At 62.8% G+C, this 24873-nt stretch carries 25 protein-coding genes, 1 tRNA gene and 1 pseudogene; all 27 read left to right on the top strand.

Annotated features, from left to right (window positions below; genetic code table 11):
• The coding region (locus HHL21_RS18730) for an EF-Tu C-terminal domain-related protein (protein ID WP_502570571.1) at nucleotides 1-209 on the top strand (209 nt) is incomplete at its 5' end.
• Between the two features lie 156 nt (nucleotides 210-365).
• On the top strand, nucleotides 366-683 hold the full coding sequence (gene rpsJ, locus HHL21_RS18725; protein WP_010394389.1) for a 30S ribosomal protein S10: 318 nt from the start codon (nucleotides 366-368) through the stop codon (nucleotides 681-683).
• Nucleotides 684-840: 157 nt separating this feature from the next.
• Nucleotides 841-2112: a serine hydrolase domain-containing protein gene (locus HHL21_RS18720; protein WP_169468664.1), complete on the top strand. Its 1272-nt coding sequence runs from the start codon at nucleotides 841-843 to the stop codon at nucleotides 2110-2112.
• A gap of 53 nt (nucleotides 2113-2165) precedes the next feature.
• The gene (locus HHL21_RS18715) at nucleotides 2166-3164 is read left to right on the top strand and encodes a LacI family DNA-binding transcriptional regulator (protein WP_169468662.1); all 999 of its coding nucleotides are present in this window, start codon (nucleotides 2166-2168) and stop codon (nucleotides 3162-3164) included.
• 162 nt (nucleotides 3165-3326) lie between these two features.
• Nucleotides 3327-4304 (top strand): ribokinase, encoded by a 978-nt coding sequence (gene rbsK / locus HHL21_RS18710; protein ID WP_229496586.1) that lies wholly within the window; start codon nucleotides 3327-3329, stop codon nucleotides 4302-4304.
• Between the two features lie 89 nt (nucleotides 4305-4393).
• The gene (locus HHL21_RS18705) at nucleotides 4394-6538 is read left to right on the top strand and encodes a TonB-dependent receptor (RefSeq protein ID WP_169468660.1); all 2145 of its coding nucleotides are present in this window, start codon (nucleotides 4394-4396) and stop codon (nucleotides 6536-6538) included.
• A 48-nt stretch (nucleotides 6539-6586) separates the two neighbouring features.
• Nucleotides 6587-7432, top strand: a pseudogene (locus HHL21_RS21815) (HpcH/HpaI aldolase/citrate lyase family protein); the annotation flags it as partial.
• 72 nt (nucleotides 7433-7504) lie between these two features.
• Complete coding sequence (locus HHL21_RS18700) at nucleotides 7505-8650, top strand: CaiB/BaiF CoA transferase family protein (protein ID WP_370659762.1); 1146 nt, start codon at nucleotides 7505-7507, stop codon at nucleotides 8648-8650.
• Between the two features lie 11 nt (nucleotides 8651-8661).
• Nucleotides 8662-11067, top strand: coding sequence for a sodium:solute symporter (locus HHL21_RS18695; protein WP_206085892.1), 2406 nt, complete (start codon nucleotides 8662-8664; stop codon nucleotides 11065-11067).
• A 22-nt stretch (nucleotides 11068-11089) separates the two neighbouring features.
• Nucleotides 11090-13231: a formylglycine-generating enzyme family protein gene (locus tag HHL21_RS18690; protein WP_169468658.1), complete on the top strand. Its 2142-nt coding sequence runs from the start codon at nucleotides 11090-11092 to the stop codon at nucleotides 13229-13231.
• Between the two features lie 10 nt (nucleotides 13232-13241).
• Nucleotides 13242-15065 carry a glycoside hydrolase family 127 protein gene (locus HHL21_RS18685; RefSeq protein ID WP_169468657.1) on the top strand — a complete coding sequence of 608 codons (1824 nt, stop codon included), beginning with the start codon at nucleotides 13242-13244 and terminating at the stop codon, nucleotides 15063-15065.
• A gap of 19 nt (nucleotides 15066-15084) precedes the next feature.
• Nucleotides 15085-15486 carry a DUF2784 domain-containing protein gene (locus tag HHL21_RS18680; RefSeq protein ID WP_169468655.1) on the top strand — a complete coding sequence of 134 codons (402 nt, stop codon included), beginning with the start codon at nucleotides 15085-15087 and terminating at the stop codon, nucleotides 15484-15486.
• Nucleotides 15487-15797: 311 nt separating this feature from the next.
• Nucleotides 15798-17549 carry a DUF1800 domain-containing protein gene (locus HHL21_RS18675; protein ID WP_169468652.1) on the top strand — a complete coding sequence of 584 codons (1752 nt, stop codon included), beginning with the start codon at nucleotides 15798-15800 and terminating at the stop codon, nucleotides 17547-17549.
• Between the two features lie 8 nt (nucleotides 17550-17557).
• Complete coding sequence (locus tag HHL21_RS18670; protein WP_370659761.1) at nucleotides 17558-18958, top strand: DUF1501 domain-containing protein; 1401 nt, start codon at nucleotides 17558-17560, stop codon at nucleotides 18956-18958.
• Between the two features lie 198 nt (nucleotides 18959-19156).
• Nucleotides 19157-19540: a PGDYG domain-containing protein gene (locus HHL21_RS18665; protein WP_169468650.1), complete on the top strand. Its 384-nt coding sequence runs from the start codon at nucleotides 19157-19159 to the stop codon at nucleotides 19538-19540.
• Nucleotides 19494-19649, top strand: a complete 156-nt coding sequence (locus HHL21_RS18660; RefSeq protein ID WP_169468648.1) for a hypothetical protein — start codon at nucleotides 19494-19496, stop codon at nucleotides 19647-19649. Before HHL21_RS18665 ends, HHL21_RS18660 begins: the two co-directional genes overlap by 47 nt.
• Before the next feature lie 68 nt (nucleotides 19650-19717).
• Nucleotides 19718-19794: transfer RNA gene (locus tag HHL21_RS18655), tRNA-Val, on the top strand.
• A gap of 220 nt (nucleotides 19795-20014) precedes the next feature.
• Entirely contained in the window at nucleotides 20015-20671 is a 657-nt protein-coding gene (gene rplC, locus HHL21_RS18650) for a 50S ribosomal protein L3 (protein ID WP_131429166.1), read from the top strand.
• 3 nt (nucleotides 20672-20674) lie between these two features.
• Nucleotides 20675-21295, top strand: a complete 621-nt coding sequence (gene rplD, locus HHL21_RS18645; protein WP_169468646.1) for a 50S ribosomal protein L4 — start codon at nucleotides 20675-20677, stop codon at nucleotides 21293-21295.
• The gene (gene rplW, locus HHL21_RS18640) at nucleotides 21292-21609 is read left to right on the top strand and encodes a 50S ribosomal protein L23 (RefSeq protein WP_119811775.1); all 318 of its coding nucleotides are present in this window, start codon (nucleotides 21292-21294) and stop codon (nucleotides 21607-21609) included. The genes rplD and rplW overlap by 4 nt, the downstream gene beginning before the upstream one ends.
• Nucleotides 21609-22436, top strand: coding sequence for a 50S ribosomal protein L2 (gene rplB / locus HHL21_RS18635; protein ID WP_169468645.1), 828 nt, complete (start codon nucleotides 21609-21611; stop codon nucleotides 22434-22436). The genes rplW and rplB overlap by 1 nt, the downstream gene beginning before the upstream one ends.
• 10 nt (nucleotides 22437-22446) lie before the next feature.
• Nucleotides 22447-22722 (top strand): 30S ribosomal protein S19, encoded by a 276-nt coding sequence (rpsS, locus tag HHL21_RS18630; protein WP_169468643.1) that lies wholly within the window; start codon nucleotides 22447-22449, stop codon nucleotides 22720-22722.
• Nucleotides 22719-23051, top strand: coding sequence for a 50S ribosomal protein L22 (rplV, locus tag HHL21_RS18625; RefSeq protein ID WP_181002795.1), 333 nt, complete (start codon nucleotides 22719-22721; stop codon nucleotides 23049-23051). Before rpsS ends, rplV begins: the two co-directional genes overlap by 4 nt.
• Before the next feature lie 9 nt (nucleotides 23052-23060).
• Nucleotides 23061-23888 carry a 30S ribosomal protein S3 gene (gene rpsC, locus HHL21_RS18620; RefSeq protein WP_169468641.1) on the top strand — a complete coding sequence of 276 codons (828 nt, stop codon included), beginning with the start codon at nucleotides 23061-23063 and terminating at the stop codon, nucleotides 23886-23888.
• Between the two features lie 2 nt (nucleotides 23889-23890).
• Complete coding sequence (gene rplP, locus HHL21_RS18615; RefSeq protein ID WP_131429171.1) at nucleotides 23891-24310, top strand: 50S ribosomal protein L16; 420 nt, start codon at nucleotides 23891-23893, stop codon at nucleotides 24308-24310.
• Between the two features lie 12 nt (nucleotides 24311-24322).
• Nucleotides 24323-24514, top strand: a complete 192-nt coding sequence (gene rpmC, locus HHL21_RS18610) for a 50S ribosomal protein L29 (RefSeq protein ID WP_169468639.1) — start codon at nucleotides 24323-24325, stop codon at nucleotides 24512-24514.
• Nucleotides 24511-24783, top strand: coding sequence for a 30S ribosomal protein S17 (gene rpsQ / locus HHL21_RS18605; protein ID WP_169468637.1), 273 nt, complete (start codon nucleotides 24511-24513; stop codon nucleotides 24781-24783). The genes rpmC and rpsQ overlap by 4 nt, the downstream gene beginning before the upstream one ends.
• The last annotated feature ends 90 nt before the right edge of the window (nucleotides 24784-24873 follow it).

The raw sequence follows: 24873 nt of genomic DNA, 5'->3' as shown, positions 1-24873 counted from the left end.
CACAGTTCTATTTCCGTACCACCGACGTGACCGGCTCGATCGAGCTGCCAGCGGACAAGGAAATGGTTATGCCAGGCGATAACGTGTCGATCACCGTCAAGCTGATCAACCCGATCGCGATGGAAGAAGGCCTGCGCTTCGCAATCCGCGAAGGCGGCCGTACCGTTGGTGCAGGCGTTGTTGCCAAGATCCTGAGCGAAGGCAAGTAATTGCCCCAGCCGGGCGGGGAGGGCGCAAGCCTTTCCTGCCTGACTCAAGATTGCAACAGGGAGGAACGTTCGCGTTCCTCCTTGTGATTTCGTAGTAGAATGTCGCTCCCATATATTGCCGTGCAATCAGCGCGGTTCGCTCTTTAAGGAAATAACATGTCCGCACCAAACCAGAAAATCCGTATTCGCCTGAAAGCGTTCGATTACAAGCTGATCGACCAGTCCGCACTGGAAATCGTTGAGACCGCGAAGCGCACCGGCGCCGTTGTCAAGGGTCCAGTCCCACTGCCAACCCGCATCCAGCGTTTCGACGTCCTGCGTTCGCCGCACGTCAACAAGACCTCGCGCGACCAGTTCGAGATCCGTACGCACCAGCGCCTGATGGACATCGTCGACCCAACGGACAAGACCGTTGACGCACTGATGAAGCTGGACCTGCCAGCAGGTGTAGACGTCGAAATCAAACTGCAGTAATTCTTCTGTTGGCCGCACGGCCGCCAGAACTAAAAGCCGGAGTCGCTGTGTGCGTCTCCGGCTTTTTTATTTTCGACCGGACGACTTGCACGCTTTTCGACGATTGACTGCGCCGGAGTAAAATAGACCTTCAGTCAACCTTTCTCCGCGGATCATGATGAAATTCCTTGTTTCGGTACTGGTCGTCGCGGCGCTGTTTGGCCCCGGTCACGGCACAGCTGCCAGCCTTCCACTGGGCCCGCTGGCGGCGCATGGCGTGTCGCCGGAGCGGCTGGGAAGACTGCACCGTTTCATACAGGACGTTATCGCCCGCGAGCAGTACCTTGGCGCAGTGACCCTGGTGGCGCGCAATGGCACGATCATTGACTGGCAGGCCTACGGCCACCAGGACGCCGCGCGCGGCCAGCCGATGCAGCGCGATTCCATTTTCCGCATCTATTCGATGACCAAAACGGTGACCGCTGTCGCCGTGCTGACCTTGATGGAAGAGGGCAAGCTGGGCCTGGAAGACCCGGTAGGCAAGTACCTGCCGGACTTTGCCCAGCCCAAGTTGTTTGCCGGCGGCAGCGCCGCCGCGCCCAAACTGCGGCCCGCCGAAAACCGCCTGACGATCCGCCACCTGCTGACCCACACGCCCGGTTTCGCCGTCTACGGCAAGGACGACGCGCCGGTCAACGTTCTGTTCGCACGCGGGCGCCTGTCCGAGTCCGCCGACCTGAAAGAATACGCGGCGCGGCTGGCGCGCCTGCCGCTGGCGCACGAGCCGGGCGAACAATTTCACTACGATGGCGTCGCCACCCAGCTGCTTGGCAGGCTGGTCGAGGTGGTCGCCGGCATGCCGTTCGACCAGTACCTGAAGCAGCGCATCTTCGATCCGCTCTCGATGTCCGACACCGGCTTCAGCGTGCCAAGCGCTAACCGCCATCGCATCGCCGCGATGACCACGTCGGGCAAGGACGGCAAGGTCGCTCCCGCCGCCGCCGGCGTGGTTCCCGCAGCGGGCGAACGAATGAACCCCTACCTGAGCGGGGCCGGCGGGCTGTATTCCACCGCCGGCGACTACGCCCGCTTCGCGCAGATGCTGCTCAACGGAGGCACGCTCGACGGCGCCAGCATCCTCGGCCGCAAGACGGTCGAGCTGATGATGCAGAACCATCTGTCGCACCTGACCCCGCCAACCGGGCCCAGCGCGGCGGAAGGCTTCGGCCTGGGCGGTTCGGTGCTGCTCGATCCGGCGCGCCGCGGCCGGCCCGGCTCGGTGGGCCAGTTCGGCTGGTCCGGCGCCGCCGCCACCTACTACACGATCGACCCGCGTGAAAACCTGGTGGCGATCCTGATGCTCCAGCACCTGCCGCTCGGGCTGCCTTCCGACCCGCCGAAGCTGGGCGTGCCGTTTTATAACCTCGTGTATCAGGGCCTGGTGAAATGAGGCCTGCAATTTCCTGCTCATCTGCGGCATAATCGCAACCCGGGGGGAGTGCAATGGCGACGATGAAGCAGGTGGCGGAACGGGCGGGCGTGTCAACGACGACGGTTTCGCACGTCATCAACAACACCCGGGTCGTCAGCGAGGATGTACGTAAGCGCGTACTGGCGATCATCGCAGAGACCCGCTACATCCCCAGCGCCGTTGCGCGCAGCCTCAAGAACGACCGTACCCACACCATCGGCATGATGGTCCCCAACAATTCGAATCCGTATTTCGCCGAGCTGATCCAGGGAATCGAAGACGCCGCCTTCAAGGTCGGCTACAACATCATTTTGTGCAACGCCTACGACGACCCGAAGAAGCAGGCCGCCTACCTGCGCGTGCTGATGGAAAAGCGCATCGACGGCCTGATCCTGGTCGCCAGCGGTTCGGACGATGAACTGGCCAGCCTGCTGGGAGACCTGCACGTGCCGATGGTGGTGGTCGACCGCGAGCTGCCCGGCGTGGAAGCCGACTTCATCGAGGCCGACCACGAGACCGGCGGCTACCTGGCCACCCGCCACCTGCTCGACATGGGCCACCGCGACATCGCCTGCGTGTCCGGGCCGATCAACCTGCCGCCAAGCCGCGACCGCGTGGTCGGCTACCTGCGCGCACTGAAGGAGGCGGGACTGAAATTCCGCCTCGATTACCTGGTGCGCAGCGACTTCACCAGCGCCGGAGGATTTGCTGCGTTCAGCCAGCTGCTGGCGTTGAAGAAGCCGCCCACCGCGATCTTTGCCAGTAACGACCTGATGGCGATCGGCGGCATCTGCGCCGCCAGCCAGGCGGGGGTGGCGGTGCCGCGCCAGCTGTCGGTGGTCGGCTACGACGATATCGCGCTGGCGTCGTATTCGACGCCGCCGCTCACCACCGTGGCGCAGCCGAAATACCGGATGGGGCAGCTGATCACCCAGGTCCTGATCGACCGTATCATGGTCGGCGACGTCCCGCTGCGGCGCGAAATGCTCCAGTCCGAGCTCAAGCAAAGACAGTCGACCGCGCCCCTTTAGCGCGATTGACGGCGGGCGGCGGGTCCGCCCACCACACTTCCATTGCCTTACCAAAAATTTGTTGACTCCTGTACACGATAGGAGTTCAATAGAGCAAATATAAGCGCAAACGATTGCGCAATCGTTTGCGTAGGCATAAACAAGAGACTCTGGAAGATTCGCATGGTGAATAAGCAACAGTCGATGGACGTCGGTAACGCAGTTGTCCCGCGTGTCGTCGTGGTTGGCAGCGTCAATATGGACCTCGTGTTCCGCACGCCGCGCATGCCGGCGCCGGGTGAAACCATCACCGGGGATGGCTTCCAGCAAGTCCCGGGTGGCAAAGGCGCCAACCAGGCTGTCGCCGCGGCGCGCCAGGGAGCGGCAGTGGGCTTCGTCGGCATGATCGGCAACGACAGCTTCGGCCAGATGGCGCTCGAATCGCTGGGTCGCGAAGGCATTGCCACCACCCACATGACCACCGACCTGTCCGCGGCGTCCGGCGTGGCGGGCATTTTTGTCGACGATCACGGCGAGAACAGCATCGTGCTCGCACCGGGCGCCAATGCCGTGCTGTCCGAAGCCCATGTCGAGGCTGCCGCCGCCGCCATCGGCGGCGCCGACTACCTGATCTGCCAGCTTGAATCGCCCATCGCCAGCGTCGCGCGCGCCATTGCCATCGCCCGCGAGCACGGCGTGCGCGTGGTGTTCAACCCGGCGCCGGCTGCCCAGCTGCCGGACGGCCTGCTGGCCAGCGTCGATTACCTGATACTGAACGAGACCGAAGCCACCCAGCTCACCGGCCTTGCGGTCCTCGACCGCGCCAGTGCCGCCGAGGCGGCCGCCGCCCTGCTGGCGCGCGGCGCCGGCGCAGTGTTGCTGACCATGGGCGCCGGCGGCGTCCTCGTCGCCACTACGGGCCATGAGCGCTTTGTTCCAGCGGTCAAGGTCAAGGCGGTGGACACCACGGCGGCCGGCGACACCTTTGTCGGCGCGCTGACAGTCGCCATTGGCCGCGGCCTCGACCTCGACGATGCCGTTACCCAGGCGCAGCACGCAGCCGCGTTGACCGTCACCAGGATGGGTGCCCAGACATCGATCCCGACGCGCGCCGAATTACACGAATTCATCCAGAGCACCCACGGGCGGGAGGTCACATGACGACTCATCCATCCTGACATGCAAGGCGGTACCGGCGAGCGTTTCCGTTCAACCCATACCCTATAAAAACTATTATGAAAAACGAGACAATGAAACTGACCCCTGTTGCAGCGGCCATCGGCGCGCTGATCCTTGCCAGCGCCGCTGGCGCCGCGTCCGCGCAGCAGCCGGCCGCCGCCGAGCGAGCGGAGGACGTACCGGCCGAACGCTCGGTGATCGTCACCGGCACCCGTACCGCAAAAGCCGTGGACAAGATTCCCGGCGCCGTGAACATCATCAGCGCGGCCGAGCTGGCCACGTCGCTGGCGCTCACCGAAGACGCCACCGCCATCCTGGCCCGCACCGTGCCAGGCTATTCGGAGCCGACCCAGGCAATGAGTAACACCGGCGAAACCTTGCGTGGCCGTATCGCGCTGCGCCTGTTCGACGGCATTCCGCAAACCTCGCCATTGCGCGAGACCAACCGTTCCGGCTCGTTCACCGACCTGGGCGTGATCGGCCGCATTGAAGTCATCAACGGACCGTCGGCCTCCGAGGGCGTGGGCGCCGCAGGCGGCATCATCAACTACATCTCGAAGCGCCCGACCAAGATGGGCAACGAGGTCACCATCACCAGCAAGGCCAGCAGCCAGTTCAAGGACGACAGCGTCGGCCTCAAGCTGGGCCTTGAATTCATGCACAAGCAGGAAGACTACGACCTGCTGCTGTCGGTCGCCGAAGTCGACCGCGGCATCGCGTACGACGCCAACGGCCGCCGCATCGGCATGAACGCTTCCGGCTCGCTGCACGACACCAATGGCCGCAACCTGTTCATCAAGGGCGGCTACAACTTCGGCCACCAGAACCAGCAGCGGATCGAGGCGCAAGCGAGCCGCTTCCACCTGGTCGGCAACGGCAATTACGTTTATGTCGAAGGCAGCCGCGCCAACAAGATCACCGATTCCGCGGAGCGCGGACGTCCGTTCGAAGGCCAGACCGAGTTCAACGATTTCCGCCAGTACGCGCTGAACTACACCAACGAAGGCGTGGCCGGCGGCACCGTCGCCGCCCAGGTCTACCGCGCCAGCCAGGCGATGCGCTTCGTCGCCGAAAAGGGCGGGGCCGACAAGCAGGATCCGCTGCTCGCGCCGCTGGGCACGCTGGTTGACCAGTCGGAAGTCAATTCGCAGAAGAAGGGCCTGCGCACCAGCTGGACCCGTCCAGAGCTGGGCGGCGTTGAAGGCCTCGAACTGCGCGCCGGCCTCGACATCGTGACCGACCAGAGCGAACAGAAGCTGGCGCTCACCGGCCGCACTTGGGTGCCACCGATGGAGTACAGCAGCACCGCGCCGTTTGCCCAGCTGTCGTACGACCTCGGCCAGTTCACCATCAGCGGCGGCTACCGCCGCGAGTCGGGCGAGCTGGAAGTGGACAGCTACACCACGACCTACTTCAACAACCGTGTACTGGTCGAAGGCGGCAAGCTTGAGTACGAGGCAAACCTGCCGAACATCGGCGTGGTCTGGCGCCTGCCGGCCGACTGGTCGGTGTACGCATCGTACGGCAAGGGTTTCAGCCTGCCGAACGTCGGCATCCCGCTGCGTAACGTGAACAAGCCAGGCCAGTCGGTCGCCGGCATCCTCGACCTGCAGGCCGTTGTCGTCGACAACAAGGAAATCGGCGCCAACTGGCGTGGCCGCAACGGCAGCTTCGGCGTGTCGGTGTACGAAACCTACTCCGACTTCGGCGTGTCGCTGTCGGTATCGCCTGTCACGGGCGACTTCATCATGCGCCGCCAGCCGGTTGAGATTCGCGGCCTGGAGCTGTCGGGTGAGTACAAGCTGACCCGCGACCTGCGCCTGAATGCGCTGTACTCGCGCGTCGAAGGCAAGACCGTGGCGGTCGATGGCGGTCCGTTGATCATCGACATGGGTGTGGCGAACATCAACCCGAACAAAGTCGGCGCGACCGTGACCTGGCAACACTCGGACGCGCTCAGCATGAACCTGAACGCGCGCACCCAGATGGACCGTGAAATCAACATCGGCCGCAGCCAGTACGAAAAGACTGAAGGCTACACGCTGTTCGATTTCGGCGCCAGCTACAAGACCTCGCGTTTCGGCGAGCTGACCCTTGGCGTGGAAAACCTGGCCAACAAGTCCTACATCCTGACCTCGTCGCAGATCCCGGGATTCCAGAACTACACGGCTGGTCGCGGCAGGGTCGTATCGCTGAGCCACAACATCAAGTTCTAAGTGCAGGCGGCCGCGCCCGATGATTCGGGCGCGGCTTTGAATTTCTGAATGGGAATATCAATGCGCAGTAAATTGTTTGTGCCGGGATCGCGCCCCGAGCTGTTCCTGAAAGCGCTGCAGGGCGCGGCCGATGCCATCTCGATCGACCTGGAAGATGCTGTCGCCGCCGACCGCAAGGAAGCGGCGCGCGCCAACGTCGCGGCCTTCCTCGAGTCGCCCGCCGCGCGGGCCAGCACCAAGCTGATCATCGTGCGCGTGAACGGACTCGATAGCCCCCACTTCGAGGCCGATGTCATGGCGATCGGACGCGGTGCGCTCGACATGCTCAATCTGCCGAAAGCGGAATCGGCGGCCGACATTGCCGCCTGCGGCGCGATGCTGGCGCGCGCCGAGGCCGCCAACGGCGTCGCCCGGCTCATTCCGATCCTGGCGAATATCGAAACACCGGCTGGCCTGCTGGCCGCCAAAGACATCGCCGGCGCCGACCCGCGGGTGGCTGGCTTGCAGCTTGGCTACGCCGACCTGTTCGAGCCGCACGGCATTGACCGGCGCGACCCGGCCAACGTCCATGCGGCCATGTACACCCTGCGCATGGCGGCCGCGGCCGCCGGCGTGTTTGCCTACGATGGCGCCTTCGCCGACATGCGCGACAGCGCAGGCTACCTGGCGGAAGCGCGTGTCGCGCGCCGCCTAGGTTTCCGGGGCAAGAGCTGCATCCACCCGAGCCAGGTAGCGCTGGCCAATGAGGCTTTCGGCGCCAGCGAGGCTGAGCTGGCCGACGCGCGCCGCATCGTCGAAGCCGCGCAGGCTGCCGCCAGCGCAGGCCTCGCCGCGTTTTCGCTTGACGGCAAGATGGTCGATCCGCCTTTTGTACGGCGTGCCGAAGCAATCCTGGCATCCGCGGCAGCGACCGCCACCGCGCCCGGCCCCGCGGCGGCGCCAGCCCGCGACGGGCCGCTGGCAGGCGTGCGCGTGCTCGATCTGAGCGCGTACATCGCCGGTCCTTACGGCTGCACGTTGCTGGCCGATATGGGCGCCGAGGTCATCAAGGTTGAGCCGCCCGCCGGCGACAACCTGCGCAAGTACCCGTCGACCATCGAGAACGAAAGCCGCGCCTTCCTTGGCGTCAACCGCAGCAAGCGCGGCATCGTGATCGACCTCAAGCAGGCCGACGGACTGGCCGTGCTGCTCAAGCTGGTCGACAGCGCCGATGTGCTGGTGCATAACTTCCGTCCCTCGGTGCCGGAACGGCTCGGCATCGGCTATGAACAGTTGCGCGCGCGCCGCCCCGGCTTGATCTATTGCGCCGTGACCGGCTATGGCGACACCGGTCCGATGAAGGATAACGCCGGCTACGACCAGGTGTTGCAGACCTTCACCGGCATCTGCTCGCTGCAGGGACAGGCGGTACCGGAAATCGTGTACGGCTCGGTGGTCGATTACTACGCCGCTGCGATGGTGGCCTCGGGCGTATCGGCGGCGCTGTTCGAGCGCAGCCGGACCGGGCGCGGCCAGTACGTCGGTGTGTCGCTGCTGCGCAGTGCGCTGGCGATGCAGTCGGCGCGGCTGGTGTACACCGAGGCCGAGCCGCTGGCGATCGGGCGCGACATGCGTTCCGGCGGCATCACGGGAATCCACCCGGGCCGTGAAGGCTATCTCTACCTGTCGGCGAACACCCCGCATTTCTGGAAAACGCTGTGCGAACGCATCGGCCTGCCGGAGCTGGCCGCCGATCCGCGCTATGCCAGCGTGCGCGACCGCGCAACCCATGCAGCCGAACTGGTGCCGCAGCTGCGCGCCGCGCTGGCCCAGCGCACCGCGCTCGAATGGGAAGCCGTGTTCGGCACCGATGTGCCGTGCGCCGCCGCCCGTGCGGTCGAGGACATGTTCGCCCATCCGCAAGTGCTGGCCGAAGGCATGATGGCCACGATGCAGCATCCGGTGGTGGGCAGTTACCAGGGTTTCAGCGAAGCGGTGCGCTTCGGTGGCCGCGCGCCTGCCGCGCCATTCGCCGCGCCGGCCTTTGGCCAGCATTCGGCCGAGATCCTCGCAGCAAACGGCTACACTCCCGACGAGATCGCCAAGCTGCGCTCGCTCAACGTAATCCTTTAGACGGACCTTAGATGATGAATCGAATGACGCAGCACGGAATAGGGCGCCTGATCTGCCTGGTAACGATGGTGCTGGTGCTGCTTGGAACTGGCGCCGCGCGTGCCGCGAACCTGGTGTCGGTGCGGGTTGGCGAGCTGCCTGTCTTGCCGACGGCCAGCCCGGTGACGCGCATCATTCCAGTGGGCGAACAACTGGTGGCGGTAACCGCGAACGGCGCGTGGCTGCTGGATCCGGCCAGAAGCGCCTGGGCCCCGGTCGCCTGGCGTCCGGCGGGCGCGATGGTGTCGTCAGGCATCGGCAGTGCGGGCACCGTGGTGCTGACGGGCGGGGCCGACGGCCGCGCCAGCCAGATCGTGACGCTTTCCCTGGCCGGAACGGAACTGGAACAGAAGGTGCTCGCGCCGATGCCGCTGGCGCTCGGCGCGCCGCGCGCGACCGTGCTGGGCAATGTCGCCTATGTCGCAGGCCATGACGCCGCCGGCGCCTTGCAATTTATCAGCTTTGACCTGGCCGACGATGCCGCCGCATGGAAGGTTCTGCCTGCCTACGCAGGCGCTGGCGGCGCGCTGACCTCGATTGCCGCGCAAAATTCCACCGTCCTGCTGACCCTGGCTGGTGGCGAAGGCAAAGGCGACCGCATGCTGCGCTGGCGCGCCAAGGGCGGCTGGGACGAGATGGCGCCGCTGGCCGGCCGGGTACGTGACGGCGCCGTACGCTCGACCGGGCAGGCCCACGTGCTGTACCTGCTCGACGGCGGTGCGATCGGCGCACCGCAGATGTGGTCTTTCCACACCATTACCAAATCATGGGCGGCGCAGGGTGCGGCGCTGCCGGTCGCCACCGGCATTGCCAGCGGGTGGGGCAACGGCCTGCTGTGGAGCACGCCGGGCGAAAGCGCGACCAGCTTCGCCTACACGGAACTATCCGCCGGCACCCGCCTGCTCAAGGCGATCGACTGGGGCGTCATCATCGTCTATCTGGTCGGTATGCTCGGTATCGGCTGGTATTGCTATGTACGTGAAAAACGCAATTCGACCGAGGACTTCTTCGTCGGCGGCCGCAGCATTCCGTACTGGGCGGCCGGTATCAGCCTGTACGCCGCCAATACCAGCTCGATCAGCTATATCGCCATTCCTGCCAAGGCTTTCGAGACCAACTGGCAGTACATGACCAACAACCTGATCGCGGTGATTGCGCTGACGTTCGTGGCGGTGGCCATCGTGCCCTTGCTGCGCCGCCTGAACCTGATGTCGGTGTTCCACTACCTGGAAATCCGCTTTCATCCGGCGATCCGCATGCTCGCCAGCATGATCTGTATTCTGGTGCAGATCGGCAGCCGCATGAGCGTCATCTTGCTGTTGCCGTCGCTGGCGATCGCCACCATCACCGGCATCGACGTGGTCTGGAGCATCTTGCTGATGGGCGGCTTCACCATCGTCTACACCGCGATGGGCGGCATGAAGGCGGTCGTCTGGACCGACTTCGTCCAGCTGTTCGTCAAGATGGGCGGCGCGCTGTTTGCGATCGGCTTCATCATCTACAAGCTCGACGGCGGGGTGACCGAGTTTGTCACCACCTCGATGGCTGAAAACAAGATGAAGCTGTTCGACTTCAGCTGGGACCTGACCCAGCCGACCGTGTGGGGCTTTATCTTCCTGGTGATCTTCGACGTCGTGCTGACTTTCCCGAAGGACCAGGTATTGATGCAGCGCGCGCTATCGACCAAGTCGGCGCCGGAAGCGACCCGCTCGATCCTGACCTTCGCGGCCATTTCCATTCCGGGCGGCTTTATTTTCTACACCATCGGCACGGCGCTGTTCGCGTTCTACCAGTCCAATCCCGAGCGCATGAATCCGCTGCTGACCATCGACGCGACCTTCCCGCTGTTTATTGCGGCTGAACTGCCGACCGGCATTACCGGCCTGATCATCGCCGGTATCCTGGCCGCCGCGATGGCGACCTTGTCGGGCATCATGAACAGCGTGGCAACCCTGGCGTCGGTCGACTTCTACGAGAAGCTCGTCAAGAACCCAAGCCCGAAGAAAAGCGTACTGTTCGCGGAAGTCGCCACCGTTGTTACCGGGCTGGTCGGCATTCTTGCCGCGCTGTGGCTGTCACGCTTTAACTCGCACTCGCTGTTCGACGTGTCGATCGAGCTGGCCGGTCTGCTGGGCGGCGGCATTGCCGGCGCCTACACGCTGGGCATGTTCACCAAGCGCGCCAACTGGCAGGGCGTGGCGATCGGCATTGCCGGCAGCACCTGCCTGACCACGACCGCCTGGACCATGAACCTGGTTCACCCTTACTTCTACCTGCCGATCTCGATCATGCTATGCATCGTGATCGGTTATATCGCCAGCTACCTGTTCCCGGCGCCGACCCGTTCGCTGGCGGGGCTGACCATTTATGCCGACTAACTCACCTCTCAAGACGACGATCATGACTTACGCCAAAGAGCCGAAGTATTACGACACCCCCTTGCCGCACACAATTCCCGCGCACCTGCCGCTGCCGGCCAAGGCGCCGGACTGGCCTTATATCACCATCGGCAAGTGGAAAATGGAGGTCAACAACTATTCGGACAGCTGGCGCGAGCAACTGTCGGTCTGGCGCCATGAGCACAAGATTCGCATGGGCTACAGCGATGCGCAGTACGCGCGCGAAGACCTGCAGTGGTCGCAACGGAATTTCGTGCATACGCAGATGATGGTCGAAGATCGCTACTTCTACGACCCTGAAACGCGCAAATACACGGTCGACCGCTACCTCGACGACCTCGAGAAGCGCTACGGCGGCATCGACAGCGTGCTGATCTGGTATGTCTACCCGAACATCGGCATCGACGCGCGCAACCAGACCCAGCTTGCCAGCGACATGCCCGGCGGCCTGGAAGGCTTGAAGCAGGCGGTGCAGGATTTCCAGCGCCGCGGCGTCCGGGTGTTCCTGCCGACCATGCCGTGGGATAACGGCACCCACGACCAGAAGCAGGCCGACTGGGACGCGGTGATCGGGCTGGCGGTGGCCACCGGCGCCGACGGCGTTAACGGCGACACCTACAACGGCGTGCCGCGCAGCTTCCGTGATGCGGCCGACGCGCTGAATCACCCGCTGGTGTTCCAGCCGGAAGGCTCGCTGACGGCGGACGAACTGCTGCAGTGGAATAACCAGACCTGGGGCAAGGCCTCGACCGAAATCATTCCGGCCGTCAGCAAGGTCAAGTGGCTGGAATCGCGCCACATGGTCAACATCGAAAACCGCTGGTGCCGCGACCGCACCGACGACCTGCACTACATCTTCTTCAACGGCGTCGGTTACACCAGCTGGGAAAACGTGTGGGGCATCTGGAACGGCTTCACCGAGCGCGATGGCGAGGCAATGCGCCGCATCATGACGATCGAACGCCATTTCCACCAGCAGATGGTCAGCCCGGAGTGGGAACCGTATGCGATGGCGCTGCAGCAGAATGTCTTCTCCAGCAAGTTCCCGCATGCCGGCGTCACCCTGTGGACGGTCGTCAACCGCAGTGAATACGAAGTCGCCGGCGAGCAGCTGATGGTGCCGCACAGCCAGGGCGCGACGTACTACGACGTATGGAACGGCGCCAAGATCGAGCCGCGCATGGAAGCTGATGCTGCCATCGTTTCCTTCGCGATGGAAAAGCGTGGCTTTGGCGCGGTTGTTAAAGTCGACAGCGGCGCCGATACCACTGGCCTCGATGAACTTCTCGCAACGATGCGCAAGCACGCGCAAAAGCCGCTGCAATCGCTGTCAGGCGCATGGACGCCGCTGCAACAGAAGCTGGTCGAGATCCCGCCGACTGCTTCCGCCACGGCCGCACCCGAAGGCATGGTCGCCATTCCAGCCGGCTCGTTCACCTTCGCGGTAACCGGAATTGAAGTCGAGGGCTACACCTGGGCCGGCATGGATTTCCAGTATCCATGGGAGAACGTCGCGCGGCGCGCGCACCGCCACCGCATGGACATGAAGCCGTATTTCATCGACCGCTATCCAGTCACCAACGCCCAGTTCAAGGCCTTCATGGATGCCAGCGGCTACTGGCCTGCCGACGACCACAATTTCCTGCTTGACTGGATCGACCGCGCGCCGCCAGCCGGCTGGGACAACAAGCCTGTCACCTGGGTCGGCATCGAAGACGCGCGCGCCTACGCCGCGTGGGCCGGCAAGCGCCTGCCGCATGAATGGGAGTGGCAATACGCCGCGCAGGGAACCGATGGCCGCCTGTATCCATGGGGCGATACCTGGAACGACAACGCAGCGCCGCCGACCAACCGCGGCCGCGAACTATTGCCGCCAGCGGATGTTGATGCGCATCCGGCCGGCGCCAGCCCGTTCGGCGTAATGGACCTGGTGGGCAATGTCTGGCAATGGACCGACGAGTTCGCTGACGACCATACCCGCGCGGCCGCGCTGCGCGGTGGCAGCTCGTACCTGCCGCAGACCTCGCACTGGTATTTCCCGCAAGCGCACCGGCTTGACCAGCACGGCAAGTACCTGTTGATGGCGCCGTGCAAGGACCGCTCAGGCATGCTGGGTTTCCGCTGCGTCGTGGACGCGGCATAAGACGATGAGCATGCCTGTATTCGCCGCGGCGCGGGTTCAACTAGGCGGCCTGCTCGGCGACGCCCTCGATGCCAACCTGCGCGGACGCCTGTCGCATTTCATCGAAGACGGCGCCAGCGCGCCGGTGGTGCTGTTCGACCATGACCACAAAGCCCATAACCACGAAGGCGACTGGTACGGCGAGCATGCCGGCAAGTGGCTGTATGCCGCCGCCCTCGCAGCCAGCCGCAGCGGTGACGCCGCGCTGGGCGCGCAAGTCGTGCGCGTGGCCGACTACCTGCTGGAGCAGCAAGAGGCCGACGGCTACCTCGGCACCTATGCCCCGGACCGCCGCTTCATGGTCAAGCAGGACAAAGGGCCGCGTACGTGGGACGGCGCGCCGGGCAAACGCACCTGGGACATCTGGACACACAGCTACCTGATCCTCGGCATGCTGGAGCTGCACCGCCATACGGCCGAGGCGCGCTACCTGGACAGCGCGCGCCGCATCGGCGACCTGTGCCTGCATGCGCTGACCCAGGGCGGCATCGACATTACCGACCTCGGCAATCACCACGGCATGTCAGCCACGGTGCTGCTCGACCCGGCGGTGGAACTGTATTTCGCCACCGGCGACAATCGCTACCTGGCGCTCGCCCTGCGCGTGCTGGAGCAAGCCAATGCACGGCCAGAGCTCGATCTGTTGCCGCAGGCGCTGCGCGGCACCGACGCCGCCGAGATTGCCACCGGCAAGGCGTACCAGCTGTGCTGGAACATGGTCGGGCTGGCCAAGCTGCACCGCGCCACCGGCGAGCCGGCTTACCTGGAAGCGGTACGCAACGTCTGGAAGAGCATCCACGCCCGCCACCTGAGCCTGGGCGGCGGCCCGTGGGGCGGCGTGGCGCACCGTTCGCGCGAGGTGTTCAACCACCCGGGCACCTTCAGTCCGTACGCCTATATTGAGACCTGCTCGACGTTCTCGTGGATCCAGCTCAATCGGGAACTGCTCGCCATCACGGGCGACCCGATCTATGCCGAGGAGATCGAACGTTCCGCCTACAACGACTTGCTCGGCGCCCAGGCGCCCAATGGCGAAGACTGGTGCTATTACATCTTCCCGAATGGCAAGCGGGTGTACACCACGTACTGGCGCTGCTGCAAGTCGAGCGGCGCGATGGCGCTGGAAGAATTGCCTGGCGTCGCGTACACCGCGCGCGCCGGCAACGAGATCGCGGTGAACCTGTACGGCGCGGGCCAGGCCCAGTTGGGCGGTGTTACGCTGACCCAGCACACGGACTATCCATTCGAGGGCAAGGTGCGCATCGATGTCGCCACCGCGCCGGCGCGCTTCGTCATTGCCGTGCGCATTCCGTCGTGGGCCGAAAACGGGCACGTCAGCATCGGTGGCGCGGCGGTTGGCGTGGCAGTGCCGGGCAGCTACCTGCGCATCGAGCGGGAATGGAAAACGGGCGACAGCATCGACATCGACTTTCCAATGGCGCCGGTGCTGTATCGACAAGTTAGCCAGAACACCCAGGAATCGCTGGCGCCGGACGGCTCGCCCGTGGCCCAGCAGGTGATGTGCTACCAATACGCCGCGGTCACGCGCGGGCCGCTGGCCTACGCCACCGGGCTGATTGACGGCTTCAAGACTGAGGAAACCTTGCGCCTGCCGACAGACCAGTCTGCCATGCTGGAAACCCTCGCCGCGCCGGCAGGATTTGCCGGGCCGGCGATTCGCATGAACCTCGGCTACCGCGAACCCCTGGTCTTCCAGCCGTATTTCGAGGCGGGAGGCAGGGTGGACGGCAGCTGGCGCCTGACCTGGATGCAACTGGCTCCGCCCGTTCCCTGACCAGACTAGAATCGGGGCCATGGACGCCTCGATGTATCGCTTGCTCGCCGACGCCGTGCTGATCCTGCATGTCGGTGTCGTGCTGTTCAACGTCGGCGCCCTGGTGCTGGTGCTGGCAGGCTCGCGCCGCCGCTGGAACTGGGTGAGGAACCGGACCTTCCGCCTGCTGCACCTCGCAGCGATTGCCTACGTAGTCATCACCGCCTGGCTGGGCATCGACTGCGGCCTGACGGTGCTCGAACAGTGGCTGCGCATGCGTGCAGGGCAGGTGAGCTACGATGACGACTTCATCGCCCACTGGCTTAGCCGCGCGCTGTTCTTCGAGGCGCCGCCCTGGGTGTTCATCGCGATCTACACTGCGTTCGCGCTGCTGGTCGTATGGAGCTGGGTCAGGTTCCCACCCCGGCGAGCCGCCCGCTAACCGGCTCCGATTCCCCGCGCCATGAATGTTGCAGCGACGGGAACAGCAGGGACTGGTTTCTTCGCCGGATTTCCGATGACCGGACACACGCTGGCTGCCCCATGTTGCGAGCTGCAAGTCGCACAAATAGCTGCCCGGACCGGGGTGGCAGCTGGGATGAAAGGCACAGATGTGCGAAGGTAAGACGGACCAGGATTGAACCGGCCACAGCCCCAGCGACGTAACCGCACATCCACTTACAACTCGTCAGTAGTGTAGTTTCCCAAAATCATCTACCATCGATCGGACGCTTTTCTCATCAGGATGGTCCCATGCCCGACTTACAAGACGATTGCATTATCGACACCGATAGTAAGCGCGGCTACACCCATGAGGCTGATTGGCCGCTCCGTTCGGCAACTACCACGGCCCTGCTCCCCAGCGTATTGCTGACTGCTTGCGGCGGCGGTGGCGGCGACGGTCCTGCCGCCCCGGGTACGCCGACGCCCGCGCCTGCGCCTGCCCCCGTCACACCCCCGCCAGCGATCGTATCGCCTACGCCCATCCAGGCTTCGCGCTTCCTTGCCCAGGCCTCGATGGGCACGACCCGCGAGCAGATCGCCAAAGTACAGTCGCTTGGCTACGCTGGTTGGCTGGACGAACAATTCGCCATGCCCTCTTCCGGTGCACGTTGGGACTGGCTGATCGACGGCGGCTACGGCGTGCTGGCCAACAAGAATAGCGAAGCAGGCGCCGATGCGTGCCAGTGGCGCAAGCTGTTGTCAGCACCCGACACGTTGCGCCAGCGCGTGACGCTCGCGCTATCCGAGATTCTGGTCGCTGCCATTGCCGGTTTCGTCGGTTCAGGGTGGAAAGCGTTCTCGGCCGCCGCGTACCTCGATTTGCTTGAGGAAAACGCGTTTGGCAACTACCGTAATTTACTGCAACAGATATCGCTGAGCGCGCCGATGGGCGAGTTCCTCACCTACCGCAATAACGCGAAGTTCAACCCGGCAACCGGCGCCATGCCCGACGAGAACTACGCGCGCGAGATCATGCAGCTGTTTACCATCGGTCTTGTCCAGCTGAACATTGATGGCACCCCGAAGCTGACCAGCGGTGCGCCAACCGAAACCTACACGCTGGACGATATCACCGGCTTGGCGCGCGTATTCACCGGATGGAACTATGACCTGCCCGCCGGCGCCAATACCGACACGCCCAACTTCAAGCGCAAGCCGATGGTGGTAACCGCCAGTCGTCACGAGAGCGGCGCCAAGAACTTCATTGGCACCTCGATTGCTGCCGGCACCGATGGGGCGTCAAGCATGACGCAGGCGCTCGATGCAATTTTTGCGCACGCCAATGTGGCGCCCTTTATCAGCCGCCAGCTGATTCAGCGCCTGGTGTGCAGCAATCCTGCGCCGGCCTACGTCGCGCGCGTGGCCGCCGTCTTCAATAACGACGGCGCCGGTGCCAAAGGCAACCTGAAGGCTGTGATCAAGGCAATTTTGCTGGACGACGAGGCGCGCAATGCGGCGCGCCTGGCCGACCCGGCCTTTGGAAAACTGCGCGAGCCGATTCTTCGTTTCACGGCATGGGGCCGGGCTTTCAAGGTGACGTCCCCTTCGAACGCCTGGGCCATCGGCAACACCTCCGATCCAGGAACACGCCTGGGGCAAAGTCCGCTGCGTTCGTCCAGCGTATTCAATTTTTTCCGTCCCGGTTACGTGCCTCCCAACAGCGCCATCGGCAGTGCGGGAATGGTCGCGCCGGAGTTCCAGATCACGAACGAATCGACGGTGGTCGGTTACGTCAATTACATGCAAAACGTCATCAGCAAACGTACGGGCGACGTCAAGGGCGACTACACCGCGCTGCTGGCGTTGGCCGACACGGCGCAGGCTCTGCTCGACGAGCTGAACCTGCTGCTCGCCGCAGGGCAGCTGTCAGTCAGCACCGTGGCGCTGATCAAGGGCGGCATCGACAGCATGCCCGCGGGGAGCGACGCGACCCGCCTCAACCGCATCTACGCGGCACTGGTCATGGTGATGGCCGCGCCCGAATTTATTGTGCAGAAATAGGAGCCGCCGTGAACAGCAAAGATGGTTTGACCGCGTCGCGGCGCGCGTTCCTCAAAAAAGCGTCGACCCTGTCCCTGGCTGGCGTTGCTGCGCCCTGGGCGTTGAACCTGGCGGCAATGGCCGAGGCGAGCGCCGCCAACGCCACCGACTACAAAGCGCTGGTGTGCGTGTTCTTGTACGGCGGCAACGATTACGCCAATACGCTGGTGCCTTACGATGCGACCAGCCACGCGATGTACCAGCAGTTTCGGCCCGCGTTCGCGTACGCACGCGACAGCGTGAGCGCCACGGCGCTCACGCCGCTGACCGCCCCGATCGATTCGAATGGCGTTGCCCACCAGTATGCGCTGTCGCCCGGCCTGGGCAAGCTGCTGCCGATATTCGATGCCGGCAAGCTGGGCGTCATTCTCAACATCGGCGCCCTGGTGCAACCGACCACCAAGCTCCAGTACACCAACAAATCAGTCGAGCTACCGCCCAAGCTGTTTTCGCACAACGACCAGCAGTCCGTGTGGCAATCGTCGTCGCCCGAAGGCGCCACCTCCGGCTGGGGCGGGCGCATGGGAGACCTGTTCCAGTCCGCCAATACCAACTCGACCTTCACCTGCGTCAACGTGTCCGGAAATGCGGTTTATTTGTCCGGCAATAATGCGGTGCAATACCAGGTGTCGACCAGCGGTTCGGTACCGCTGTCGGGCTTGAAATCGCCACTGTTCGGATCGAACGCGGCAAGCGCCGCGTTGCGCACCCTCATCACGGAACCGCGTACGCACATGCTCGAAAACGAATACAACCGCATCAGCAAGCGTTCCATCGACGCCAACGAAGTGTTGACCGCCGCGTTGGCCGCTACCCCTGCACCGACGACGGTCTTTCCGAACGGGAACCCGCTGGCCGACCAGCTCAAGCTGGTTGCGCGCATGATCGCTGCGGCGCCGGCGCTGGGCACCAAGCGCCAGGTGTTCTTTGTGTCTTTGGGTGGCTTCGACAACCACGACGGCATGGCAACCGACCACCCAGTCTTGATGAGCCGGGTCGGCGATGCACTCGCTGCTTTCTATGCAGCCACAACGGAACTCTCCGTCGCCGATAAGGTCACTTCCTTTACGGCATCGGACTTTGGTCGGACCCTGACTGGCAATGCGAACGGATCCGACCATGGCTGGGGCAGCATGCATTTCGTGATGGGCGGGGCGGTCAAGGGCAAGCGCTATTACGGCACCGCCCCCGTGCTCGCCAATGGCGGGCCGGACGATGTCGGGCAGGGCCGGCTACTGCCAACGACTTCGGTGGAACAGCTGGCCGCAACCCTCGGAACGTGGCTTGGCGTTACCGACAGCGAGCTGCTGGCCTTGCTACCAAATTTGTCGAATTACAATTCAAGTGCGCGCAACCTCGGCTTCGTCTGAACTGCGCACAGGACGTTGGCCATGTCTGCGCACCTTCCGTTCGCTTTTTTTTGAGCGATGCGTTGCAGCCGATTCTGTCGGGGCTCAGAGTGAACTCAAGCGGGAGAATACCGATAAAAAATGCTCATTAATCAACAAATTTGCGGTAAGCTTGCGCGCTCTTGACATCCCGTCAAGGCAACCGGAAGCAGGGCATCGATGTGTGAGTTCACCGCAAGCGGAAAACCCGGCGTGCCGCCTGCGCCTCCGGTTGGAGGCTGGACCAGTGCGCGCAAGCGCGAACACCAGGTCAGCGTGCGCTTCGCCGCCGCAGCCGAAACGGTCGAAACCGGCGAAGGCCCGGTCGATGCCGCCCCGGGCGACGCCATCATCACCGGTGCGGCCGGCGAAACCTGGCCGGTGGCGCGCGCTGTATTCGCACTGCGCTACCGCCACCTCGCCGGCGACACTTATCTCCTTCCCGGCGCTGGCGGCGTCGCTGCACGGGGCGCGGGCGCAGACCGAAGCCTACCGGCTGGCGGCGGCGTCGCGCCGGATGGAGGCCGAACTGGCCACCCTGATCGCGGCGATCGGCGCCAGTAGCGGCCCGCACGCCGAACGCGCCGCCATCGGCGCGGCGCTGGCCCTGATCCTCGACGAACACAAGGACTGGCACATGCTGGTATTGCCGCACCATTTGCCACGCGGTTAAGGGCAGGGGCGCACAATTGGCGCCCGACCTTGCCGGATTCGCCCCGGGGCGTTAAAATGCCGGTCCCCGGGCGGTTAGTTCAGCTGGTTAGAATACTTGGTCGACATCCAAGGGGTCGCAGATTCGAATTCTGCACCGCCCACCAGAATTTTTTGCCAGCGCCCTGCTGGCCGATGTTTCCGCAGTAAAAGTCGGTGCGCACACTGCGCAAAAAACCCGACATACCCCAACTTTTCTCGTTGCGTCAACCCCTTTTCCGCGTTATACTAGCCGGCTTCGGTATGGATTCATCTTTTTCGAATCCATGCTTTTACTTGGTAGTTAAACATCAGCCCCGCCCAATCGCAGGCGGGAATGGAGAAAAAATGAGCCTAGGCCTTCTCGGTCGCAAGGTTGGAATGATGCGCATCTTCACGGATGAAGGGGACTCGATCCCTGTCACCGTGCTGGACGTGTCGAACAACCGTGTTGCGCAAATCAAAACTCCTGAAACGGACGGTTACTCCGCTGTTCAGGTTGCATTCGGTCAACGTCGCGCTTCCCGCGTGAACAAGGCTGTTGCAGGTCACCACGCTAAAGCTGGCGTTGAAGCCGGTACGATGCTGAAGGAATTCCGCGTCGATGCCGCTCAAGCCGCTGACATGAAGACTGGCGACATCGTCGCTGCTTCCCTGTTCGAAGTTGGCCAGAAGATCGACGTGCAAGGCACCTCGATCGGTAAAGGCTACGCCGGTACCATCAAGCGTCACAACTTCGCATCGGGCCGCGCTACCCACGGTAACTCGCGTTCGCACAACGTACCAGGCTCGATCGGTATGGCGCAGGATCCAGGTCGCGTTTTCCCAGGCAAGCGCATGACCGGCCACATGGGTGACGTCACCGTGACCACCCAGAACCTCGAAATCGCCCGTATCGATGCCGACCGCCAGCTGCTGCTGGTCAAAGGCGCCGTACCAGGTGCGAAAAATGGCCAGGTTGTAGTTTCGCCTGCTATTAAAGTTAAAGCACAGAAGGGAGCTTAAACGATGGAACTCAAGCTTCTGAATGAGCAAGGACAAGCTGGCGCCAACGTAGCCGCAGCCGATACCGTTTTCGGCCGTGAATACAATGAAGCCCTGATCCACCAGATCGTGGTTGCCTACGCTGCTAACGCACGTAGCGGTAACCGCAAGCAGAAGGATCGTGAAGAAGTTCACCACACGACCAAGAAGCCTTGGCGCCAGAAAGGCACCGGCCGCGCCCGTGCCGGTATGTCGTCGTCGCCTCTGTGGCGCGGTGGTGGCCGTATCTTCCCGAACTCGCCTGACGAGAACTTCAGCCACAAAGTTAACAAGAAGATGTATCGCGCAGGTATCTGCTCGATCCTGTCCCAGCTGGCCCGTGAAGGTCGCCTGAGCGTCATCGAAAACCTGAGCCTCGAAGCTCCTAAGACCAAGCTGCTGTCGCAAAAGCTGCAGTCGATGGGCCTGGAGTCGGTTCTGGTGATCACCGACACGCTCGAGGAAAACCTGCTGCTGGCATCGCGCAACCTGCCGAACGTGCTGGTTGTCGAGCCACGTCACGCTGACCCGATGTCGCTGGTGTTCTACAAAAAAGTTCTGGTCACCAAAGCAGCGCTGGCCAAGCTTGAGGAGATGTTCGCATGAGCGGCGTAATGAAATTCAGCGAAGAGCGCCTGATGAAGGTGCTCCAGGCGCCGGTCATTTCCGAGAAGGCCACCATGGTCGCGGAAAAGAACGAGCAGATCGTGTTCCGCGTACTGCCGGATGCGACCAAGCCTGAGATCAAGGCAGCCGTTGAACTGTTGTTCAAGGTTGAAGTGCTGTCGGTACAGACAGCCAATCGCGAAGGTAAGCAAAAGCGTTCGGGCCGTTTCAATGGCCGTCGCAACCATACCAAGCGTGCTTTCGTGTGCCTGAAGCCTGGCCAGGAAATCAATTTTGTCGAGGAGGCTAAATAATGGCACTCGTAAAGATGAAACCAACCTCGCCAGGCCGTCGCGGCATGGTAAAGGTTGTGAACCCGGACCTGTACAAAGGTCGTCCGTTCGCAGCCCTGGTTGAAAAGAAATCGAAGACTGCTGGCCGTAACAACAACGGTCACATCACCACCCGCCACATCGGCGGCGGTCACAAGCAGCACTATCGCCTGATCGACTTCAAGCGTCAGAAGGATGGCATTCCGGCAAAGGTCGAGCGTATCGAATACGATCCGAACCGTACCGCGAACATCGCCCTGCTGTGCTATGCAGACGGTGAGCGCCAGTACATCATCGCGACCAAAGGCATGGCCGTTGGCGACGCCGTGATGAACGGCTCGGAAGCGCCTATCAAGTCGGGCAACTGCCTGCCGATCCGCAACATCCCGGTTGGTACCGTGATGCACTGCGTCGAAATGCTGCCAGGTAAGGGTGCCCAGATGGCCCGTACCGCCGGCGCCGGCGTCGTGCTGATGGCACGCGAAGGCACCTACGCCCAGGTCCGCCTGCGCTCGGGCGAAGTTCGCCGCGTCCACATCGAATGCCGTGCAACGGTAGGCGAAGTCGGCAACGCCGAGCACAGCCTGCGCAAGATCGGTAAAGCTGGTGCGATGCGCTGGCGCGGTGTTCGTCCTACCGTTCGCGGTGTGGTCATGAACCCGGTCGATCACCCGCACGGTGGTGGTGAAGGTAAAACCGCAGCTGGTCGTCATCCAGTGTCGCCTTGGGGCCAGCAGACGAAGGGTAAGAAGACGCGCCGTAACAAGCGTACTTCTTCGATGATCGTTTCGCGCCGCGGCAAGAAATAAGGGATAAGAAATGACACGTTCATTGAAAAAAGGGCCGTTTCAAGACGCCCACCTGGTGAAAAAAGTCGAAGCCGCGCAAGCGAACAAAGACAAGAAGCCAGTCAAAACCTGGTCGCGCCGCTCGACGATCTCGCCTGACTTCATCGGCCTGACGATCGCGGTCCATAACGGCAAGCTGCACGTGCCGGTTTATGTGTCCGAAAACATGGTCGGCCACAAGCTTGGCGAATTCGCACTGACCCGTACGTTCAAGGGCCATGCCGCTGACAAGAAGGCGAAGAAATAATGGAAACCAAAGCTATCCTCAAAGGTGTGCGCCTGTCGGACCAAAAGGGCCGTCTGGTTGCCGATCTGATCCGTGGCAAGAAGGTTGATGCAGCACTCAACATCCTGCAATTCAGCCCGAAAAAAGGTGCAACGATCATCAAGAAAGTACTCGAGTCCGCAATCGCGAACGCCGAGCACAATGATGGCGCTGACATCGACGAGCTGAAGGTCGTTCAGATCTACGTAGAAAAGGGCCCGATCCTGAAGCGCTTCACTGCACGCGCTAAAGGCCGGGGCGATCGTATCTCGAAACAATCCTGTCACATCTACGTGACTGTCGGTAACTAAGGGGTCACGATGGGACAGAAGATTCATCCAACAGGCTTTCGCCTGTCAGTAACCCGTAACTGGGCGTCGCGTTGGTACGCGGGCAATGGTAACTTTGCCCAGATGCTGAACGAAGACCTCAAGGCACGCGCTTACCTGAAAAAGAAACTGAAGAACGCTTCGGTTGGCCGTATCGTCATCGAGCGTCCTGCCAAGAACGCGCGCTTCACGATCTACAGCTCGCGCCCAGGCGTGGTCATTGGTAAAAAAGGCGAAGACATCGAAGTACTGAAGTCGGCGCTGACCAAGATCATGGGCGTACCGGTGCACGTGAACATCGAAGAGATCCGCAAGCCGGAAATCGACTCGCAGCTGATCGCCGACTCGATCTCGCAGCAGCTGGAAAAGCGTATTATGTTCCGCCGCGCAATGAAGCGCGCGATGCAGAACGCGATGCGCCTGGGCGCCCTCGGCATCAAGATCATGTCGTCGGGCCGTCTGAACGGTATCGAAATCGCACGTACCGAATGGTACCGTGAAGGCCGTGTGCCTCTGCACACCCTGCGCGCCGATATCGACTACGGTACCAGCGAAGCATCGACCACCTACGGCATCATCGGCGTCAAGGTCTGGGTCTACAAAGGCGACCGTTCGGTCACCGGCGAAGCGCCAGTCATCGAGACCCCTGCCGACGAGAAGAAGTCCCGCGGTCCGCGCCGTGACGATGGCAAGCCAGCTGGCCGCCCACGTCCAGCCGGTGCCAAAACCCCAGCTGCGCCAAGCGTGCGTGCACGTCCGGCCGTCAAGTTGGCGCCGGCCGCACCTGCCGCTGCCCCAGCTGAGAAAGCAGGAGAATAATCATGCTGCAACCAGCACGCAGAAAGTATCGTAAAGAGCAGAAAGGCCGTAACACCGGCATTTCGCACACCCGCGGCACCGCTGTGTCGTTCGGTGAGTTCGGCCTGAAAGCGGTTGCCCGTGGTCGTATCACGGCACGCCAGATCGAAGCCGCTCGTCGCGCAATGACCCGTCACATCAAGCGTGGCGGCCGTATCTGGATCCGTATCTTCCCGGACAAGCCGATTTCGAACAAGCCGGCCGAAGTCCGTATGGGTAACGGTAAAGGTAACCCGGAGTACTACGTCGCTGAAATCCAGCCAGGCAAGGTACTGTACGAAATGGACGGCGTCGCAGAAGAACTGGCGCGTGAAGCATTCCGCCTGGCTGCCGCCAAACTGCCACTGGCCACGACTTTCGTCGTACGCCAGGTCGGCCAATAAAAGGAGTTGTAGATGAAAGCAACAGAACTCCGCGGCAAAGACCAGGAAGCTCTGCAAAAAGAGCTGAATGAGTTGTTGAAGGCCCAGTTCGGCATGCGCATGCAAATCGCTACGCAACAGCTGAGCAACACTTCGCAGCTCAAGAAGGTGCGCCGCGATATCGCGCGTGTGAAGACGGTAATGAACTCGAAGGAAGCGAAATGACTGAAACCACTAAAGTAGCGCTCAAGCGTACGCTGGTCGGTAAGGTTGTTTCCGACAAGATGGACAAGACGGTTACCGTCATGATCGAGCGTCACGTCAAGCACCCGCTGTACGGCAAGATCATCATGCGCTCGAACAAGTATCACGCGCATGACGAGACCAACTCGGCCAAGACCGGTGATACGGTTGAAATCCAGGAAGGTCGCCCGATCTCGAAGACCAAGGCATGGACCGTTACCCGTGTTGTGCAAGTAGCACAGGTACTGTAAATGTTGTAGGAAGGTTGCGCAGCTGCTGACGCATTTGCGCAACCTGAAGAATATTCTTGCGGGCCCGCCAGTATTCTGCGATACTAGCGG

The sequence above is a fragment of the Massilia polaris genome (assembly GCF_012927275.1).
Classification (GTDB): Bacteria; Pseudomonadota; Gammaproteobacteria; order Burkholderiales; family Burkholderiaceae_D; genus Telluria_A; species Telluria_A polaris.
Note: the sequence above shows the minus strand (reverse complement) of the source record. Positions and strands in the feature narration are given on the sequence as shown.